This is a genomic window from Streptomyces curacoi (genome assembly GCF_001513975.1).
In the GTDB taxonomy this organism is placed as follows: Bacteria; Actinomycetota; Actinomycetes; order Streptomycetales; family Streptomycetaceae; genus Streptomyces; species Streptomyces curacoi.
The window spans coordinates 746,563-765,357 of record NZ_KQ947988.1; the positions used below are offsets into that span (position 1 = coordinate 746,563).

Consider the following 18,795-nt stretch of genomic DNA (forward strand, 5'->3'; position numbering starts at 1 on the left):
GCGATGACCGCCAGCCATCACCTCAACACCCCCGACCTCTTCGCCCTCTCCGAGATCCACGGCCCGGTCCTGCGCCCCGGCGCGGACGGCTACGCCGACGAGGTCACCGGCTTCAACCTGGCCGCCTTGCACACCCCCGACGTGGTGGTGGGCGCGACGGGCGTCGACGACATCGTGACCGCCCTGCGCTGGGCGTCGGCCACCGGCACCCCGGTCGCGGTCCAGTCGACCGGCCACGGCGCGAACTTCCCCATCGACCACGGCCTGCTGATCAGCACGACCCGTATGACCGACGTACGGATCAGCCCGCAGGAACGCCTCGCGACCATCGCGGCCGGCGCGAGATGGCGGCATGTCCTGGACGCGGCGGCACCGCACGGCCTCGCCGCGCTCGCCGGTACGTCCACGGACGGGGGCGCGGTCGGCTACACGCTGGGCGGCGGACTCCCCGTCCTGGGGCGGGCCTACGGCTACGCGGCCGACCTGGTCCGTTCCTTCCAGGTGGTCACGCCCGACGGGACGCTGCGCGAGACGGACGCCGAACACGAGCCGGAGCTGTTCTGGGCGCTGCGCGGCGGCAAGGGCAACGTGGGCGTGGTGACGTCCATGGTCTGCGAGCTGCTCCCGCTGTCCACGATCCTCGGCGGCGGCGTGTACTGCCCCGGCGAGCACACCGAGGCCCTGCTGCGTGCCTGGGCCGACTGGACCCGGACGGTGCCGGACGAGATGTGCAGCGCCTTCACCGTGCTGCGGCTGCCGCCCATCCCGGAGATCCCCGAACCCCTGCGCGGCGGCTTCTGGGCCCGCGTCGCGATCGCCTGGCCCGGGGACCCGGCCGAGGGAGAGCGCCTGCTGGCCCCGATCCGGTCGGCGGCACCGGTGGCGGTCGACACGGTGGAGGAGATGCCGTATGCGGCCCTGGACCGCATCCACATGGAGCCGCAGGACCCGCTCCCGGGCCGCGAGTCGTGCGCCCTGATGCGCGACCTGCCGCCCGACGCCGTCCGCGCGTTCCTGGACGAGGTCGGCCCCGAGGTCCCCGACTGCCCCCTGCTGCTGGTGGAGATCCGCCACCTGGGCGGCGCCCTGTCCCGCCCCGCCCGCCTGGAGGACGCCATCTGCGCCCGGGACGCCAACTACTTCCTCGAAACAGTGGGCGTCCTGGCCGCCCCGCCGGCCGCCGAGGCCATAGAGCGGGCCACGGCGTCCCTGCACCGGGCCATGGCCCCCTACAGCACGGGCCGCACCATGGTCAACGTCCACGGCACCCCGGGCGACGAGTCCGACCGCGCCCGAGCCTGGACCCCGGAGGTCTACGACCGCCTGCGCCACGACAAGTCGACCTACGACCCGGCCAACCTCCTCCGCTTCGGCCACACCGTGCCCCTGGGCGCCTAGGCCCTGTCGTTTGGATCGTCCGGCGCCCCGGACAACGGCGTCCGCTACTCCCTCGGCGGCGCCCTCCTGGCCGGCCTGGTCGTCGGCGCCTGCCGGCTGAGAGAAGGAAAAAAGAGGGCCCGGCCCCGGATCACCGGGGGCCGGGCCCTCTTTCACATCAGATCGCGCATCAGATCACGCGTCACATCGCGCTCAGGCAGTGCTCAGGTCGCCCGACGCCGCCGAGCCCCCGGCCTGCGCTCACTCGGCCGAGTAACCGGATCCCCCGCCTCCAGAGCCGCGGCTCTCCGCCGCAGCCCGAAGTCGGCCAGCGCCTCCGCCAGCTTGAGCACGGACGGCTCCGGCGCCATGACGTCCACCCGCAGACCGTGCTCCTCGGCGGTCTTGGCGGTCGCGGGACCGATGCACGCGATCACGGTCACGTTGTGCGGCTTGCCCGCGATACCCACCAGGTTGCGCACGGTGGACGACGACGTGAAGAGCACGGCGTCGAAGCCACCGCCCTTGATCGCCTCCCGCGTCTCCGCCGGCGGCGGCGACGCCCGCACGGTCCGGTAGGCGGTGACGTCGTCGACCTCCCACCCGAGCTCGATCAGCCCGGCGACCAGCGTCTCCGTGGCGATGTCGGCCCGCGGCAGGAACACCCGGTCGATGGGGTCGAACACCGGGTCGTAGGGCGGCCAGTCCTCCAGCAGACCCGCCGCCGACTGCTCCCCGCTCGGCACCAGGTCCGGCTTCACACCGAACGCGATCAGCGCCTTCGCCGTCTGCTCCCCCACCGCGGCGACCTTGATCCCCGCGAAGGCCCGGGCGTCGAGCCCGTACTCCTCGAACTTCTCCCGCACCGCCTTGACGGCGTTCACCGAGGTGAAGGCGATCCACTCGTAGCGGCCCGTCACCAGGCCCTTGACCGCCCGCTCCATCTGCTGCGGTGTGCGCGGCGGCTCCACGGCGATCGTCGGCACCTCGTGCGGCACGGCACCGTAGGACCGCAGTTGGTCGGAGAGCGAGGCCGCCTGCTCCTTGGTCCGCGGCACGAGCACCTTCCAGCCGAACAACGGCTTGGACTCGAACCACGCCAGCTGATCACGCTGGGCAGGGGCGGAACGCTCACCGACCACGGCTATCACCGGCCGGCCGCCCTCCGGCGACGGCAGCACCTTGGCCTGCTTCAGGGTCTGGGCGATGGTCCCCAGGGTCGCGGTCCACGTCCGCTGCCGGGTGGTCGTACCGGCGACCGTGACCGTCAGCGGTGTGTCGGGCTTACGGCCCGCGGACACCAGCTCACCGGCGGCCGCGGCGACGGAGTCCAGCGTCGTCGACACGACCACGGTCCCGTCCGACGCGCCGACCTCGGTCCAGCAGCGGTCCGAAGCCGTCCGCGCGTCCACGAACCGCACGTCCGTGCCCTGCGCGTCCCGCAGCGGCACCCCGGCATACGCGGGCACGCCCACGGCCGCGGCCACACCCGGCACGACCTCGAACGGCACACCCGCCGCGGCGCACGCCAGCATCTCCTCGGCGGCGTACGCGTCGAGCCCGGGGTCCCCGGACACCGCACGCACGACCCGCCTGCCGCCCCGCGCGGCCTCCATGACAAGATGTGCGGCATCCCGCACCGCGGGTAGCCCAGCGCTTTTTGACGTGCTGTCAACGAGCGTCGGGTGCGGCGCGCCCGTGCCCGGAAGCGAGTCCGGCGAAGGACCGGCTTCCGTGTTCACGACCGCGACGCCGGGCCGCGCGTGCGTCCGTACGACGTCGAGCACCTCGTGCTCGGCGACGAGGACGTCCGCGTTCGCCAGCGCCTCGACGGCGCGCAGGGTCAGCAGTCCCGGATCTCCGGGTCCGGCACCGAGGAAGGTGACGTGCCCGTGTTCGAGGCCGGCGGAAAGGGTGGTGGGGCTCAATGTGCTCGCTCCCCCATCAGACCGGCCGCGCCCTGGGCAAGCATCTCGGTGGCGAGTTCGCGACCGAGCGCCAGCGCTTGGTCGTGCGTCTCGGGCACGGGACCGGTGGTGGACAGCTGCACCGTGCGGGTGCCGTCGGTCGTGCCGACGACGCCGCGCAGGCGCATTTCCTTGACAATCTGCCCGTCGGCCAACAGGTCGGCCAACGCGCCCACAGGGGCGCTGCAACCGGCCTCCAGGGCGGCGAGCAGTGACCGCTCGGCAGTCACGGCGACCCGCGTGAACGGGTCGTCGAGCTCTCCGAGCGCGGCGATCAGGTCCGCGTTGTCCGCGGTGCACTCGATCGCCAGGGCCCCCTGGCCGGGGGCGGGCAAAACGGTGTCGACCGACAGGAAGTCGGTCACTTCGTCGATGCGGCCGATGCGGTTCAGCCCGGCCGCGGCCAGCACCACCGCATCCAGCTCGCCATCGCGCACGTACCCGATCCGCGTATCGACGTTCCCGCGGATCGGCACGGTCTCGATGTCCAGCCCGTGGCTGCGCGCGTACGCGTTCAGCTGCGCCATCCGGCGCGGCGAACCCGTGCCGATGCGCGCCCCGCGCGGCAGGTCGGTGAACTTCAGCGCGTCCCGCGCGACGATCACATCGCGCGGGTCCTCACGCTGGGGAACGGCCGCCAGGACCAGTTCCGCGGGCTGCGTGGTGGGCAGGTCCTTCAGGGAGTGCACCGCGAAGTCGACCTCGCCCCGGATCAGCGCGTCCCGCAGGGCGGTCACGAACACACCCGTGCCGCCGATCTGCGCGAGGGCCTCACGGGAGACATCGCCGTACGTGGTGATCTCGACGAGCTCGACGGGCCGCCCGGTCACCTGGCGCACCGCCTCCGCGACCTGCCCGGACTGGGACATGGCGAGCTTGCTGCGCCGGGTGCCGAGCCGTAGTGGCTGCTGAGTCATCGTGGGCCTCGGTTCTTCTCGGTGCTGTCCTCGGCCCGGGAGACGGAGGCCACCGTCTCCTGGTCGAGGTCGAACAGGGTGCGCAGCGCGTCCGCGTACCCGGCGCCGCCGGGCTCGGCCGCGAGCTGCTTGACCCGGACGGTCGGCGCGTGCAGCAGCTTGTCGACCACACGCCGCACGGTCTGCGTGATCTCGCTGCGGTGCTTGTCGTCGAGGCCCGGCAGGCGGCCCTCCAGCCGGGCGATCTCGCTCGCCACGACATCGGCGGCCATCGTGCGCAGCGCGACGACGGTCGGCGTGATGTGCGCGGCCCGCTGCGCCGCCCCGAAGGCCGCGACCTCGTCGGAGACGATACGGCGGACCTGGTCGACGTCGGCCGCCATCGGGGCGTCGGCGGAAGCTTCCGCCAGCGACTCGATGTCCACCAGCCGCACCCCGGCCAGCCGGTGCACGGCCGCGTCGATGTCCCGCGGCATGGCCAGGTCGAGCAGGGAGAGCACCGGCGCGGGCCGGGGCGTCTCGACGGCCGGCTCGGGCTTGCGGCGCTCCGGGATACGGCCCACCGTGGCCACGGTCGCGGCCAGCGCGGTGATCAGCTCGGCGTCGGCGTCGGGGCTGCGCCGGGCGGCCTCCCGGCGGTCGACGGCACTGCCCGCCGCCCAGGCCGCGTGCTGCTCCAGCGTGGCCGCGTCCATACCGGCGACGGCGGCCTCCCCCATGACGGAGAAGCCTCCCTGCACGGCGGTCAGGTCCAGCGGGCAGTTGTCCTCGGTGCCGACGCTGGTGGGCGGCAGCGGGGTCTGCCGTACGTCGGTGGCGTCGGCTCGCGTCCTGTCGGCCGGGGCCTGGGCCGTCGTACGGCCGCTGCCCGCCGCCTCCCCGAGGGCGGCCGGGCGGCCGGTACGGCCCTCGACCGCCGCCGCGACCTCCTCGGCCGTGAGGACGAGCCCGGTCGCTCCGGTGCAGGAGACGACGACATCGGCACGTGTCAGCTCGACCGGCACCGACTCCATCGGTACCGCGCGGGCGGACACGTCCGTCTCATCGGCTTCGGCCAGGATCTGGGCGAGGCGCTCGGCGCGGTCGAAGGTGCGGTTGGCGACGACGATCTCGGCGACACCGGCCCGCGCGAGCGTGGCGGCGGCCAGGGAGGACATCGACCCGGCGCCGATGACCAGGGCCTTCTTTCCGTGGGCCCAGGCCGGGGCGTCCGTCCCGACGGCCAGCTGCTCCAAGCCGAAGGTGACCAGGGACTGTCCGGCGCGGTCGATGCCGGTCTCGGAGTGGGCGCGCTTGCCGACCCGCAGGGCCTGCTGGAACAGATCGTTCAGCAGCCGCCCGGCGCTGTGCAGCTCCTGCGCCTTGGCCAGGGAGTCCTTGATCTGCCCGAGGATCTGTCCCTCACCCACGACCATCGAGTCGAGCCCGCAGGCCACCGAGAACAGGTGGTGGACGGCCCGGTCCTCGTAGTGGACGTAGAGATAGGGAGTGAGCTCCTCCAGCCCCACCCCGCTGTGCTGGGCGAGCAGCGTGGACAGCTCGGCGACACCGGCGTGGAACTTGTCCACGTCGGCGTACAGCTCGATGCGGTTGCAGGTGGCCAGCACGGCGGCCTCGGCGGCCGGCTCGGCGGCGACCGTGTCCTGCAGCAGCTTGATCTGGGCGTCCGCGCTCAGCGCCGCGCGCTCCAGCACGCTGACCGGGGCGCTGCGGTGGCTCAGCCCTACGACGAGGAGACTCATGCCGGCATCACGGCGGGTACGTCCCCGTCGGGCCCCTGGTCGGCGGATCGGGCGGACTCCTCGCGGGTGACGGCGGCCGGTCCGGCACCGTCGGAGGCGGCCTCCTCGCCGGCCTTGCGCTGCTCGTGGAAGGCGAGGATCTGCAGTTCGATGGAGAGGTCGACCTTGCGCACGTCGACGCCGTCGGGGACGGACAGCACGGTCGGCGCGAAGTTCAGGATGGAGGTGACCCCGGCGGCCACGAGCCGGTCGCAGACCTGCTGGGCGGCACCCGCCGGGGTGGCGATGACACCGATGGAGACCCCGTTGTCCTTGATGATCTTCTCAAGGTCGTCGGTGTGCTGCACGGGAATGCCGGCGACGGGCTTTCCGGCCATGGCCGCGTCGGCGTCGATGAGGGCCGCGACCCGGAAGCCACGGGAGGCGAACCCGCCGTAGTTGGCGAGCGCGGCACCGAGGTTGCCGATACCGACGATGACAACCGGCCAGTCCTGGGTGAGCCCCAGCTCACGGGAGATCTGATAGACGAGATACTCGACGTCGTAGCCGACGCCCCGGGTGCCGTACGACCCGAGGTAGGAGAAGTCCTTGCGCAGCTTCGCGGAGTTGACCCCCGCGGCGGCCGCGAGCTCCTCTGAGGAGACCGTGGGCACCGAGCGCTCCGACAGCGCCGTGAGGGCTCGGAGGTACAGCGGAAGCCGGGCGACGGTGGCCTCGGGAATCCCTCGGCTACGGGTCGCCGGTCGGTGTGTTCGGCCAGTTGCCACGGTGCTCCTGCGGGTAGAGCGGGGCTGCAGGCGGTCACACGTACCCAGACCGCCCCGTCGAAAGCAGGCTATGTCTTTGTGAACGCGTGCACAAAGATGGTGTCCGATTTGCCCGCCCAACGTGACCGGGCTCACGCGCGCCTGGCGCACGGGTATGGAACCGGCGCATACGCACCACCGTTCCTCTGCTCCTGGGGGCAAAACCGCACACTCTCCTCAACGATCCCCGCCCCCGAGACCAAGTCGCCGTCGATCCTAAGCCAGTTTCCCGACGAGTTGGACTACTCGGTCAGTGCTTTGCGGAGGCGGTCCTCGTTCACGCGCCAGAAGGTGTGCTGGGCTCCGTCGACCAGGACGACGGGGATCTGTTCCCAGTACCGGTCGTGGAGTTGGGGGTCCTGGGTGATGTCCTTCTCCTCCCAGGGGACCCCGAGATCACCACACACCTTCTCGATGACGATCTGTGCGTCATCACACAGATGACAGCCGGGCTTGCGGATGAGCGTGACCAGCCGGTCCTCGGGGGACTTGGCCGCGCCGCGACGGAAGAAGGGGCTCATGCCAGCCATTCTCGCGCGCCGTGCGCCGGGCGGGGTCCCGGCGGAACAGCCGGGCGAACCTGGCCTTCCCGGTTCTTTGACCCCGGTTCTTTAACGGCGCGGTCGCGGAGAGTTCACAGCCTTCAAACCTCTCGACTCCGGTTACACCGAACAAACTGGCTATGCTCACGGTCATGGCCGCTCTTGGATGGCTCACTCCCCGTAGGCGCTCCGCCACCGCGCGGAGCGTGTTGGCTGGCGAGGCCTCGGCGGAGGCAGCGCGCAAGTCCTCGCAGGACGCGACGGAGGTCTCCCCTCCGGTCTCCGACGAGGAACCGGAGTTCCCGGTACTCGGCGACGAGAAGGCCGCCGCGTTCTTCGACCTGGACAACACCGTGATGCAAGGTGCCGCCCTCTTCCACTTCGGCCGGGGCCTGTACAAGCGGAAGTTCTTCGAGACGCGCGACCTGGCCAAGTTCGCCTGGCAGCAGGCGTGGTTCAGGCTGGCGGGCGTCGAGGACCCGGAGCACATGCAGGACGCCCGGGACTCCGCGCTCTCCATCGTCAAGGGCCATCGGGTCGCCGAACTGATGTCGATCGGCGAGGAGATCTACGACGAGTACATGGCCGAGCGCATCTGGCCGGGCACGCGGGCGCTGGCGCAGGCGCACCTGGACGCGGGCCAGAAGGTGTGGCTGGTGACGGCCGCCCCCGTGGAGATCGCCCAGGTGATCGCCCGCCGCCTCGGCCTCACCGGTGCCCTCGGCACGGTCGCGGAGTCGGTGGACGGCGTCTACACGGGCAAGCTGGTGGGCGAGCCACTCCACGGCCCGGCAAAAGCGGAGGCAGTCCGCGCCCTGGCCGCCGCGGAGGGCCTGGACCTGGCCCGCTGCGCCGCCTACAGCGACTCCCACAACGACATCCCGATGCTCTCCCTCGTCGGCCACCCCTACGCCATCAACCCCGACACCAAGCTCCGCAAACACGCCCGCAAGCTGGACTGGCGCCTACGCGACTACCGCACGGGCCGAAAGGCAGCGAAGGTCGGCATCCCGGCGGCTGCCGGGGTGGGGGCGGTGGCCGGCGGGACGGCCGCGGCGATCGCCCTGCACCGCCGCCGGCGGTAGTAGAGGCAGTAGGTAGTAGTAATGCGACGCCTGCGGCGGCCTGCGCGGGTCCGGTGGGGGTACGCGTAGCGCCTGCGGTGCGTTTGCGGGTCGGGGCCGCGCCGGGGGGTGTCCGTCCTCGGACCGGCGGCCCCCTTAGGCCAAGAGCTACCGCGTGTTGACGCCGGCCACTGCGGGCGGACACCCTCCGACACGTCCCCTTCCCGCCGTACGCGACTGCGGCGCCGCGGGGGTACGCGCCCCATCGACGCCGGTCGGCATTGGTCAGCCCGTCCGGCGTTTGAGGACGAGGCCCCTTCAGGGCCGAAGCGGGGGTCCAGGGGGCGGCAGCCCCCTGGCGGGGTCGAAGGGGCGGAGCCCCTGGAGGTGGGACGGGTAGGGGCGGCGGGGGCGAGACCACGCCCGGGCCGAACAGCCAATCCGCACCCCATACCCGCACAACCCCCTGTCCAGTCCCCTTGGCTGCACACGACCACAACACGCGCTGGAGTCAGCCCGAACCCGGACGCATTCGATCAACAAGCGATCACTCTGCGGCACTTGAACCGCCGCCAAAGGGTTACAGAAGAGACGCAATCGGTGATTTGAGCAACTGGGCGTAGCAGTGCCTGCACGAAGCGTTATTCTCCTCAGACGCAAACCGGTACCCCTCCGTCGCTACGACGGGTGAACGGTCCCGCACTGCACGTGATGGAAGCTCTGCCTCTGGGAGTCCCGTGTACCCACACGTCGGGGTTGACGCCTCGGGCCTGGCTACGCTGCGCGCAACGGTCCAAGACCTGTTGCGCGGCTTCGTCCCCACCGCGTACGCCGTCCCCGCCCTCGCCGTTACCACCGCGCCCGTAGGCCCGTGCTACGCGCTCGCCGACGGCAGCGCCACCGTCAGCAGACGGGGGCGCTCGGCCGGTGCGGCGACCGCTCGGCGGCCGGCCGCGGACAGCGACAGCGCTCGAATGATGGATCTTGTGGAACGCGCACAGGCCGGCGAGGCCGACGCGTTCGGACGCCTCTACGACCAGTACAGCGACACCGTCTACCGATACATCTACTACCGCGTGGGAGGTAAGGCCACCGCCGAGGACCTCACGAGCGAGACCTTTCTGCGGGCCCTCCGACGCATCGGCACCTTCACCTGGCAGGGCCGGGACTTCGGCGCCTGGCTCGTCACCATCGCCCGCAACCTCGTCGCCGACCACTTCAAGTCCAGCCGCTTCCGGCTGGAGGTGACCACCGGCGAGATGCTCGACGCCAACGAGGTCGAGCGGTCCCCCGAGGACTCCGTCCTCGAATCCCTCTCCAACGCCGCCCTGCTCGACGCCGTACGGCGGCTCAACCCGCAGCAGCAGGAGTGCGTCACCCTCCGTTTCCTCCAGGGCCTCTCCGTCGCCGAGACGGCCCGCGTCATGGGCAAGAACGAGGGCGCCATCAAGACCCTCCAGTACCGGGCCGTCCGCACCCTCGCCCGGCTCCTCCCGGACGACGCGCGCTGACCAACCCCGCCCTCCTCGCATCAGCACGCTCCGCAACCACCAACTCGCCATCGGTGACACTCTGTTGACTTCGCGGTCCGTTCATCCGCAGTCCGTAACCCAAGTGCCGCGCCACTCGTTGTGCGGGATGCAGGCTCCCTGTGGTCACTCCCTGACCGACTTCGATCACTCGATCGTGTGGATTCGGTCAGGGCGTGCAACCCTCAGGACCCCCTGGGGAGTCGACCGTCATCACGAGAGGAGGTGCCGCCAGTGATCGCGAACGTATCGGCACACCGGCGGGCGAACGCCTTCGCCCAGGCCCTGGAGGAGTTGACCGACCAGGGCTCGGCGGCCGAGCAGGCCGAGCAGCCCGATGGATCGGCACCTGAAGCGGCTGCTGCGGAACAGACCGAGCAGGGGCGCCTGTTGGCCCTCACCGCGAGTCTCGGCGAGCTGCCCAAGCCCACATTCGACCCCGAGGTCAAGGTCGTCCAGCGGGCCCAGCTCGTGGCCGCGATGGAGGCCATGCTCCAGGAGGGCACCGCGGCCGGCGAGGCGGGTCCCGCCCTGCCCGAGCAGCGTTCGGACCGGGCACAGGGCGCTCACCGGGCGTCCCCGCTGGGGAAGTTGCGGCCGCGTTCGCGACTGGCCAAGGGCCTCACCGCGGGCGGGCTCAGCGTCGGTGTCGCCGCGGGAGCCTTCGGCGGAGTCGCCGCCGCCAGTTCCGAGGCGCTGCCCGGGGACTCCCTCTACGGCCTCAAGCGCGGCATCGAGGACTTCAAGCTCAACATCCTGGCCGACAGCGATGATGAGCGCGGGCGAACCTATCTCGACCAGGCCTCCACCCGGCTGAGCGAGGCCAGACGGCTGATGGAGCGCGGCCGTGGCGGACATCTCGACCACGAGTCGGTCGCCGAGATCCGCCGCGCCCTGTCCGGCATGCGGCACGACGCCTCGGAGGGTCATCGACTGCTGCGCGAGGCCTACCAGCGCGACCCGAAGTCCCTGGGCCCCATCCAGGCCCTCTCCGCCTTCTCGCGCTCCCAGCGCGAGGTGTGGGGCGCCCTTCGCGCGCGGCTTCCCCTTCAGCTCGGGGACGTCAGTGACCAGGTGTCGTCGGTGTTCGACGCCATAGACGAAGAGGTCGCCCCGCTGCAGTCCCTCCTCCCGCAGGCCCCGGCGAAGGGCGGCGACGGCAAGGGACGTGGCGGTTCCGGCTCGACCTCCACCGGCACGTCCGGCTCCGACCGCTCGGCCCGCCCCAGCACCGGGCACGGCTCCTCCGACGGCAGCCGGAGCAGCAGCCCCAGCAAGTCGGCCGAGGGCTCCGGCAGCGAGAGCGAGGGCCTGCTCGGCGGAAGCACCGGCGGCCTGCTCGACCCGCCGAAGGACACCAGCGGCACCGGTACATCACCGTCCACGTCGACCCCGAGCACCGAGCCCGCCGTCACCCTTCCGCCCCTGCTCCCGGGTCTCCTGCCCGGCCTGAGCATCGACGGCGAGGGCGCGAACTAGCCGCTGCGAAGCAAGTCGTACGACGAAGGGGGCGCCCCTCCTGAGAGGGCGCCCCCTTCGTCGTACGACTCATACAAACGTTTCTTCTGTCAGAAGAAGACCGACCGCCGCTGCACCAACAACTTGTACAGCGTGTGCTGGATCTGCTCCCTGACCTGGTCGGTCAGGTTGAACATCAGCATCGGGTCCTCGGCGGCCTCCGGCGGATAGCCGTCCGTGGGAATCGGCTCGCCGAACTGGATCGTCCACTTCGTCGGCAGCGGGATCGCGCCGAGCGGGCCCAGCCACGGGAAGGTCGGCGTGAGCGGGAAGTACGGGAAGCCCAGGAGGCGGGCGAGGGTCTTCGCGTTGCCGATCATCGGGTAGATCTCCTCGGCTCCGACGATCGAGCAGGGGATGATCGGGGCCCCCTGGCGCAGGGCCGTGGAGACGAAGCCGCCGCGGCCGAAGCGCTGGAGCTTGTAACGCTCGCTGAAGGGCTTGCCGATGCCCTTGAAGCCCTCCGGCATCACGCCGACCAACTCGCCCTGCCCCAGCAGCCGCTCGGCGTCCTCGGCGCAGGCCAGGGTGTGGCCGAGCTTGCGGGCGAGTTCGTTGACCACCGGCAGCATGAAGACCAGGTCGGCGGCGAGGAGGCGAAGGTGCCGGCCCGTCGGGTGGTGGTCGTGGACGGCGACCTGCATCATCAGGCCGTCCAGCGGGAGCGTGCCCGAGTGGTTGGCGACGATCAGCGCGCCGCCCTCGGTCGGGATGTTCTCGACACCCTTCACCTCGACCCGGAAGTACTTCTCGTACACCGGGCGCAGCAGGGACATGAGGACCTGGTCGGTGAGCTCCTCGTCGTAGCCGAAGTCGTCGACCTCGTAGTCCCCGGTGAGGCGGCGGCGCAGGAAGGACAGGCCGCTCGCGATGCGCCGCTCCAGGCCGCCGTCGTCGTCCTGGGGCCGCTGGGGCGGCTGTTCCTCACGTGTCACGGGAACATCATCCTGCGCGAAGGCCCGTCCGGGGAGGGGCTGGACCTCGCGTACCAGCGCGGATTCACCGCTCTTGCGCCGGCTCCCCGCGCTCCGGCGCCGCGGCGGCCGCTGCACGGCGCTCCCACGGGACCGGTCGTCGTCGAACGGAATGACCTTGGCGTCCGCCATCGTTGATGCGCTCCTCAGTTGGCGCTCTGCGTCGGGGGGTGACCGCCGCCCAGGACGGGCAGCGCGGCGATCCGGTCGACGGCCCCCGCAAGGGCCTCCGGCGGCAGCAGACCGGGCCCGCGGCTGCGCGCGAACTCCGCGAAGGTCTCCGCCGTCGTGAACTTCGGCTTGAATCCGAGCGTCTCTCGCATCTGGACCGTCGACACGACCCGGCCATGGGTGAGCAGCCGGATCTGCTCCGGTGAGAAGTCCGACATGCCCAGCGTACGCACCAGGGAACCCGCCCAGGTGACCGCGGGCAGCAGCAGGGGCACGGTGGGTCGGCCCAGCCGCCGGGAGCACTGCGAGAGCAGCAGGACGCCGTCGCCGGCGATGTTGAAGGTGCCGCTGTTGAGCGTGCCCCGCTCCGGCTCGTGCGAGGCGATGCGCAGCACCTCGATCACGTCGTCCTCGTGCACGAACTGCAGCCGCGGGTCGTACCCGAAGACGGTCGGCAGAACGGGCAGCGAGAAGTACGAGGCGAGGGGGGTGTCGGCGCTCGGCCCGAGGATGTTGGCGAACCGCAGCACACACACGGCGACATCCGGCCGCCGCCGCGCGAACCCGCGCACATACCCCTCGACCTCCACCGTGTCCTTGGCGAAGCCGCCGCTGGGCAGCGACTTGGGCGGGGTGGTCTCGGTGAACACGGCCGGGTCGCGAGGCGCGGAGCCGTAGACATTCGTACTGGACTTGACCACGAGCCGCTTCACGGTGGGGGACTTCTGGCAGGCGCCGAGCAGCTGCATCGTCCCGATGACGTTGGTCTCCTTGACCACGGTCCGGCTGCCGCTGCCGAGCGCGGTTCCGGTCACGTCCATGTGTACGACGGTGTCGGCGCCGCTCTCGGCCAGCACCCGCGCGATGGTGGGCTGCCGGATGTCGGCCTGGATGAAGTCGGCACCGCCCAGATGATGCTCGGGCGGGACCGCGTCCACGGCGACCACCCGGTCCACCTGTGGGTCCCGCTGGATCCGTCGTACGAAACGGCCCCCCAGTTGACGGGCCACTCCGGTGACGAGCACGACCTTGCCCAAGATCAGCGCCTTCCTTCCCGCACTCGTACCCTGCCGAGTTCCCCGTCTGCGGCCAACTTAGCGGGTTGACGTTGCGCTGTGATGACCGCCCAATGCATGAAGTGACGAGATTTCCGTGCGTACGACCAGACGGGTCAAGCGTCCGTCCGGGCATACGCACAGGGCCCGACCCGTCGCACAGCGCCTCGATACAGATGTGGCCCCCCACCAGGTGCGGTGGGGGGCCACAAACACGCCGCCGCTTTACGCGGCGCCGCTCACTTCTTGTTGCGACGCTGAACGCGCGTGCGCTTGAGCAGCTTGCGGTGCTTCTTCTTGGCCATCCGCTTGCGCCGCTTCTTGATAACAGAGCCCACGACTACCCTCGCTCACTTCTCATCACTCGGTGTTTGGGCGCCATGGGCCCACACGACCTACGAGGGGCTAGCCTACCCGCCCGAGCGCTGAGGTCGTAATCGAGGGGGCGAAGGGGATTCCTGAACAGCCCTGAGGATCCCCCTCGCCCACTGCCGTCAGGCGGTTTCCACCCCCACATAACTCTCGCGGAGGTACTCGTGAACCGCTTGCTCGGGGACACGGAAGGACCGCCCCACCCGGATCGCGGGCAGATGACCGCTGTGCACCAGCCGGTACACGGTCATCTTCGACACTCGCATCACCGAGGCGACTTCCGCCACGGTAAGGAACTGAACCTCGTTCAGAGGCCTCTCGCCAGCTGCAGCCATGACACACCTGAACCTTCCGCACTCGACGGCCACCGGCTTCCCCTTCCGGTGACTCTTCGTCGCTGCGTGCTCACTCCCCAATGTAGGGGCGGGTGATGCGAGTGGGGAAGAGGTGCACCCATCGGCGGCCTACTGGGACAGACACGCTCGATTGAGTACGTACTGGGTAAGCGGCCGGTAGTAATCAGACCGCACAGCGTCATCAAGTGGAACGACGGCGGACACGACCCCCTCGGCCTGACCCACAAAGAGCGCGGGGTCATTCGTATCGGCAAGACCAATGGCCTCAAACCCCAGCTGACCTGCCCCGCAGACCCAACCGTGGTCCCCGATCACCAGCTCCGGCAACGGCCCGCCGGCCTCCGCGGCAGCGGCGAGCGCGGTACGAACCGGGAGCGGCGAGTGCGTGTGTGCGCCGGTCTCACGCCCGGTGCTCGGAGCGCCGGCTTCCCGCACCAACGCGACTCCTCGTACGTAGTCGAGGTTGTACGTGCGTAGGCCGAACCGGGTCGTTATGTCGACACAGCGACCATGCGCCGGGGTGAGGACGGCACATCCCGCCGCCGACAACGCGTCGGCCAAGGCGGCGTAGAAGCCGAGCAGTCGATGCGGGTGCCCCGTCCCCAGCAGCACGGGCACGCCACGCTGGGCGGCAGCACCGAGCCGGTCGGCGAAGGCATCCAGAGCGGTCAAAGTCAGCTCCGGATCGATCACGTCAAGGCCCGAAACACATGCAGGATCGGCCGAAACCCCACACCTGTCCGCCATCAACGCGATCAGATCCCGCTGCCCCCAGTTCCGCACCGGATCGAGCCCGATGAGCACCCGAGGATCACGAGCCGCGAAGAGCCGATAACTCCTGAGACTCTCCTCCCGAGAGGTGGCCACCATCCCGGCAAGCCGAGCGGCCAGGAGATGCGCGCGAAGGGCTCCGGTACTCAACACGTGAGCGATGGTGACGGACGGAACGGAACGGCGGTGCGGGAACGGGGAAACACCGCGCCGTTGGACTAATACGGCCACTGTTCGGCTAATACGAGAACGAGACGACACCATCCCGAGCCCCACCCACCCGCTTGGGGCCGCACACCGGGCGGCGGTCACTGCCCATACCCGGCGACGGTCACTTCCCGGCGCCGGTCCCGGCAATCTCAGCCCGTCCGGCGTTTGAGGACGAGGCCCCTTCAGGGCCGACAGCGGGGGTCTGGGGGCCGCAGGCCCCCAGGGAACGGGGTCGAAGGGGCAGCGCCCCTGGGGGATGGGACGGGTAGGGGCGGCGGGGGCGAAAACCCCAGACGCCCACACCCCCCACCTACGCCAACAACCCCCGCAACGGAAACACCGCCCGCCGAGTCGCCAGCACCGCCTGATCCAACCGGTCCGCAGGGTCGTACCCCGCCTCCCAGCCACCCCACGAAACAGGCCACCGCCCATCCGTCATCCGAGCCGGCCCCAACTGCCGCGTACGCGCGAACACCTCCTGCCGCCACCCCTCAGGAATCATCGTCTCGGGTTCGATCGGCCGCCCCGCCGCAATACCCACCAGATGCGTCCACGACCGCGGCACGACCTCCACCACGGCGTATCCACCCCCACCCAGGGCAACCCACCTACCGTCGGCGTACTCATGCGCCAGGTCGTGACAGGCCATCTGCACGGCCCGCTGCGCGTCCAACGACACGGCGAGATGAGCGAGGGGATCCTCGAAGTGCGTGTCAGCCCCGTGCTGGGTCACCAACACCTGCGGCCGGAAATCAGCGATCAGCTCCGGCACAACGGCATGAAACGCCCGCACCCACCCCGCATCACCGGTCCCAGCCGGCAACGCGACATTCACAGCCGTCCCCTCCGCGGACTCGCCCCCGGTCTCCTCCGGCCACCCGGTCTGCGGAAACAACGTCCGCGGATGCTCGTGCAACGAAATCGTCAGCACCCGCGGGTCCTCCCAGAACGCCGCCTGCACCCCGTCCCCGTGATGCACATCCACATCGATGTACGCGACCCGCTCAGCCCCCAGCTCCAACAACCGGGCAATGGCCAGCGAGGCATCGTTGTAGATACAGAAACCCGACGCGCCCCCCGGCATCGCATGGTGCAGCCCACCCGCGAAGTTCACCGCGTGCAACGCCTCGCCCCGCCACACGGCCTCCGCCGCCCCCACCGACTGCCCGGCGATGAGCGCCGACACCTCGTGCATCCCCGCGAACGCGGGATCATCCAGGGTCCCGAGCCCGTACGACTGGTCCGCCGCCCCAGGATCCGCCGAGGCCGCCTTCACGGCCTCGATGTAGTCCTCGCGATGCACCAGCCGCAACGTCGACTCCCCGGCCGGCTGCGCCGCGACGACGTCCACGTCCTTGTCCAGCCCGAAGGCATCGACAAGCTTCCTGGTCAGGGACAAGCGGACGGGATCCATCGGATGGTCCCGCCCGAAGTCATAGCCCGTTACTGCCTCGTCCCACATCAGCTGTGCGCGGCCGCTCATGCCCGTCACCGTATCGGTCCGGTTGAGTGGCGAACGACCGGGCGTACACAAGCGTCACCAGCACCAACACCATCGGCACAAGCATGGCCCCGCGATAGTTCCACGCATCACCGAGCGCACCCACCAGGGGCGAACCAATCAAAAACCCCACGTAATTGAACACATTGAGCCGCGCAATGGCCGCATCCGAACCCCCCGGCCCGTACTTCTCAGCAGCGAGCCGCCCGGCCGCCGCGAACGTCTGCGGCACCAGCACACACAACCCCAGCCCGAGCAGCGTGAATCCCAGCATCCCCACCCACGCCCCCGGCGCCCCGGCCACCACCGCGAACCCGACGGCCGCCACCAGCGCCCCCATCCGCACGACCGCGACAGCCCCGAACCGCCGCACCCCGAAGTCCCCGATGGCCCGCCCGAGCAACGTGGTCACCATGTACACGTTGTAAGGCACGGTCGCCAGTTGCTCCGAACTCCCCAGCACGTCCTGCAGATACTTCGCGCTCCAGTTGGAGACGGTCGAGTCCCCGATATAGGCGAAGGTCATCACCAGACACAGCGGCAACAGCATCGTGAAGGCAACAGGCCCACTCCCACCCGCTCCCTCCGCTACGACATCGCCCCCACGCCCCCCATCGACGTACCACCGACTCCCCACCAGCACGGCCGGCAACAACACCACGACGACCGGCAGATACGACACGAACAGCGCCAGCTCCCAGTGCGCCCCCACCCAGGCCAGCGAGGCCCCCATGATCCCGCCCAGGCTGTACACCGCATGAAAGCTGAGCATGATGCTTCGCCCGTACGACCGCTGCAGACTCACCCCGAGCATGTTCATCGAGGCGTCGAGCGCACCCACGGCCAACCCGAACGCGGCGAGCGCGACACCCAGCTCGACCATCCGCTCCCCCGCCCCGACTCCGAGCAGCGCCAGGAGCACCACGGGCTGGGACCACCGCAGCAACCGGCTCGGCGGTATCCGCCTCACCAGCCGCTCGGTCGCCACACTCCCGACGCCCGCGAGGATCGGCACCGCGGCGAGGAACGCGGGCAGCAGCGCGTCGGAGACCCCGTACCGGTCCTGGATGGCCGGAATCCGGGTCACGAGCAGCGCAAAGGCGACGCCCTGGGCGAAGAAGCTGAACGCCAACGAGGCCCTACCGCGCCGCAGCACATCAGTCATGGCGGCGAGCGTAAGGCCCCGGCGTACTGGTGGGTAGATCCAGCCAAAGGTGAATTTCCCTCAAGTTCAGTTCAAGTTCAGTCGATGCCGCGCTCACCGGGAGACACGAGCAGGTCGACCAACTCCCCCATGTCGGCGAAGAGTCGAGTGGCCCCGGCCAGCTTCGCCGCAGGCGTCATCGCGGTGAACCCGTACACATCCATCCCCGCCGCCACCGCGGCCCGCACCCCCAGCGGGCTGTCCTCGACGACCACACACCGCTCCGGCGCCACCCCCATCCGCTCGGCCGCGTACAGAAACAGATCCGGCGCCGGCTTCCCCCGCCCCACGTCCTGCGAACTGAAGATCCGCCCGTCCTCGAAGAACCGCTCCAGCCCCGTCGTCCGATGCCCCACCCGAATCCGCTCATGACTCCCGGACGAGGCCACGCAATACGGCACCTCCTCCCCCACAAGCTTCTCGAGCACGTCCACGACACCGACCACCGCCTTCAACTCCCGCTCGAACGCGGCGAACACACGCGTATGAAAGACATCGTCGAAGTCCTCGGGCAGCAGCTGCCCGGTCCGCTCCCGCACCAGGTCATGGATCCGGTGCATCGCCGAGCCCATGTAGTCCCTGATTGAGTCCTCGTATGTCGTCGGATGCCCCAGCTCGGTGAGGTACGCGGCGAGGAGCCGGTTGGAAATGGGCTCGCTGTCGACGAGCACACCGTCGTTGTCGAAGATGACAAGGTCATAGCGCATGCCTACGACCCT

17 protein-coding genes are annotated in these 18,795 nt (G+C 70.3%); 4 read left to right on the forward strand and 13 right to left on the reverse strand.

Annotated elements, in window-relative coordinates:
• The first annotated feature begins 3 nt into the window (after window positions 1–3).
• Complete coding sequence (locus tag AQI70_RS40680) at window positions 4–1,398, forward strand: FAD-binding oxidoreductase (protein WP_062152039.1); 1,395 nt, start codon at window positions 4–6, stop codon at window positions 1,396–1,398.
• Between the two features lie 203 nt (window positions 1,399–1,601).
• Here the strand turns inward: AQI70_RS40680 and AQI70_RS20160 are convergent, their stop codons facing one another.
• From AQI70_RS20160 to AQI70_RS20180, 5 genes are all read right to left on the reverse strand, one after another.
• A complete protein-coding gene (locus tag AQI70_RS20160; protein WP_062151851.1) occupies window positions 1,602–3,305 on the reverse strand; it encodes a bifunctional uroporphyrinogen-III C-methyltransferase/uroporphyrinogen-III synthase in 1,704 nt (567 codons plus the stop codon).
• The gene (hemC, locus tag AQI70_RS20165; protein WP_003999025.1) at window positions 3,302–4,261 is read right to left on the reverse strand and encodes a hydroxymethylbilane synthase; all 960 of its coding nucleotides are present in this window, start codon (window positions 4,259–4,261) and stop codon (window positions 3,302–3,304) included. Before hemC ends, AQI70_RS20160 begins: the two co-directional genes overlap by 4 nt.
• A complete protein-coding gene (locus AQI70_RS20170) occupies window positions 4,258–6,003 on the reverse strand; it encodes a glutamyl-tRNA reductase (RefSeq protein WP_062151854.1) in 1,746 nt (581 codons plus the stop codon). The genes hemC and AQI70_RS20170 overlap by 4 nt, the downstream gene beginning before the upstream one ends.
• Window positions 6,000–6,770: a redox-sensing transcriptional repressor Rex gene (locus AQI70_RS20175; protein ID WP_062151857.1), complete on the reverse strand. Its 771-nt coding sequence runs from the start codon at window positions 6,768–6,770 to the stop codon at window positions 6,000–6,002. Before AQI70_RS20175 ends, AQI70_RS20170 begins: the two co-directional genes overlap by 4 nt.
• Window positions 6,771–7,051: 281 nt before the next feature.
• The gene (locus AQI70_RS20180; protein WP_208607395.1) at window positions 7,052–7,339 is read right to left on the reverse strand and encodes a glutaredoxin family protein; all 288 of its coding nucleotides are present in this window, start codon (window positions 7,337–7,339) and stop codon (window positions 7,052–7,054) included.
• A gap of 164 nt (window positions 7,340–7,503) precedes the next feature.
• Here AQI70_RS20180 and AQI70_RS20185 point away from each other — a divergent pair, with 164 nt between their 5' ends.
• The 3 genes from AQI70_RS20185 to AQI70_RS20195 all read left to right on the forward strand — a co-directional run bounded on the left by AQI70_RS20185 (window position 7,504) and on the right by AQI70_RS20195 (window position 11,423).
• Window positions 7,504–8,436 carry an HAD family hydrolase gene (locus AQI70_RS20185; RefSeq protein ID WP_062152042.1) on the forward strand — a complete coding sequence of 311 codons (933 nt, stop codon included), beginning with the start codon at window positions 7,504–7,506 and terminating at the stop codon, window positions 8,434–8,436.
• Window positions 8,437–9,152: 716 nt separating this feature from the next.
• Window positions 9,153–9,926, forward strand: a complete 774-nt coding sequence (locus AQI70_RS20190; RefSeq protein ID WP_079051376.1) for an ECF subfamily RNA polymerase sigma factor, BldN family — start codon at window positions 9,153–9,155, stop codon at window positions 9,924–9,926.
• 252 nt (window positions 9,927–10,178) lie between these two features.
• Window positions 10,179–11,423 carry a DUF5667 domain-containing protein gene (locus AQI70_RS20195; RefSeq protein WP_062151863.1) on the forward strand — a complete coding sequence of 415 codons (1,245 nt, stop codon included), beginning with the start codon at window positions 10,179–10,181 and terminating at the stop codon, window positions 11,421–11,423.
• Between the two features lie 89 nt (window positions 11,424–11,512).
• On the opposite strand, the gene AQI70_RS20200 is transcribed toward AQI70_RS20195, so the two are convergent.
• The 8 genes from AQI70_RS20200 to AQI70_RS20230 form a co-directional block, all read right to left on the reverse strand.
• Window positions 11,513–12,568: a 1-acyl-sn-glycerol-3-phosphate acyltransferase gene (locus tag AQI70_RS20200; protein WP_062151865.1), complete on the reverse strand. Its 1,056-nt coding sequence runs from the start codon at window positions 12,566–12,568 to the stop codon at window positions 11,513–11,515.
• A gap of 14 nt (window positions 12,569–12,582) precedes the next feature.
• Complete coding sequence (locus tag AQI70_RS20205; protein WP_003999032.1) at window positions 12,583–13,644, reverse strand: NAD-dependent epimerase/dehydratase family protein; 1,062 nt, start codon at window positions 13,642–13,644, stop codon at window positions 12,583–12,585.
• Between the two features lie 257 nt (window positions 13,645–13,901).
• Window positions 13,902–14,000 (reverse strand): 30S ribosomal protein bS22, encoded by a 99-nt coding sequence (locus AQI70_RS37590; RefSeq protein WP_003948845.1) that lies wholly within the window; start codon window positions 13,998–14,000, stop codon window positions 13,902–13,904.
• Between the two features lie 156 nt (window positions 14,001–14,156).
• Complete coding sequence (locus AQI70_RS20210) at window positions 14,157–14,369, reverse strand: helix-turn-helix domain-containing protein (RefSeq protein ID WP_004984898.1); 213 nt, start codon at window positions 14,367–14,369, stop codon at window positions 14,157–14,159.
• 129 nt (window positions 14,370–14,498) lie between these two features.
• Window positions 14,499–15,314 (reverse strand): phosphatase, encoded by an 816-nt coding sequence (locus AQI70_RS20215; RefSeq protein WP_062151868.1) that lies wholly within the window; start codon window positions 15,312–15,314, stop codon window positions 14,499–14,501.
• 367 nt (window positions 15,315–15,681) lie between these two features.
• The gene (locus tag AQI70_RS20220) at window positions 15,682–16,854 is read right to left on the reverse strand and encodes an acetoin utilization protein AcuC (protein ID WP_062152045.1); all 1,173 of its coding nucleotides are present in this window, start codon (window positions 16,852–16,854) and stop codon (window positions 15,682–15,684) included.
• Entirely contained in the window at window positions 16,805–18,037 is a 1,233-nt protein-coding gene (locus tag AQI70_RS20225; RefSeq protein WP_062151871.1) for an MFS transporter, read from the reverse strand. Before AQI70_RS20225 ends, AQI70_RS20220 begins: the two co-directional genes overlap by 50 nt.
• 77 nt (window positions 18,038–18,114) lie before the next feature.
• The gene (locus tag AQI70_RS20230) at window positions 18,115–18,783 is read right to left on the reverse strand and encodes an HAD family hydrolase (RefSeq protein WP_062151874.1); all 669 of its coding nucleotides are present in this window, start codon (window positions 18,781–18,783) and stop codon (window positions 18,115–18,117) included.
• Between the last annotated feature and the right edge of the window lie 12 nt (window positions 18,784–18,795).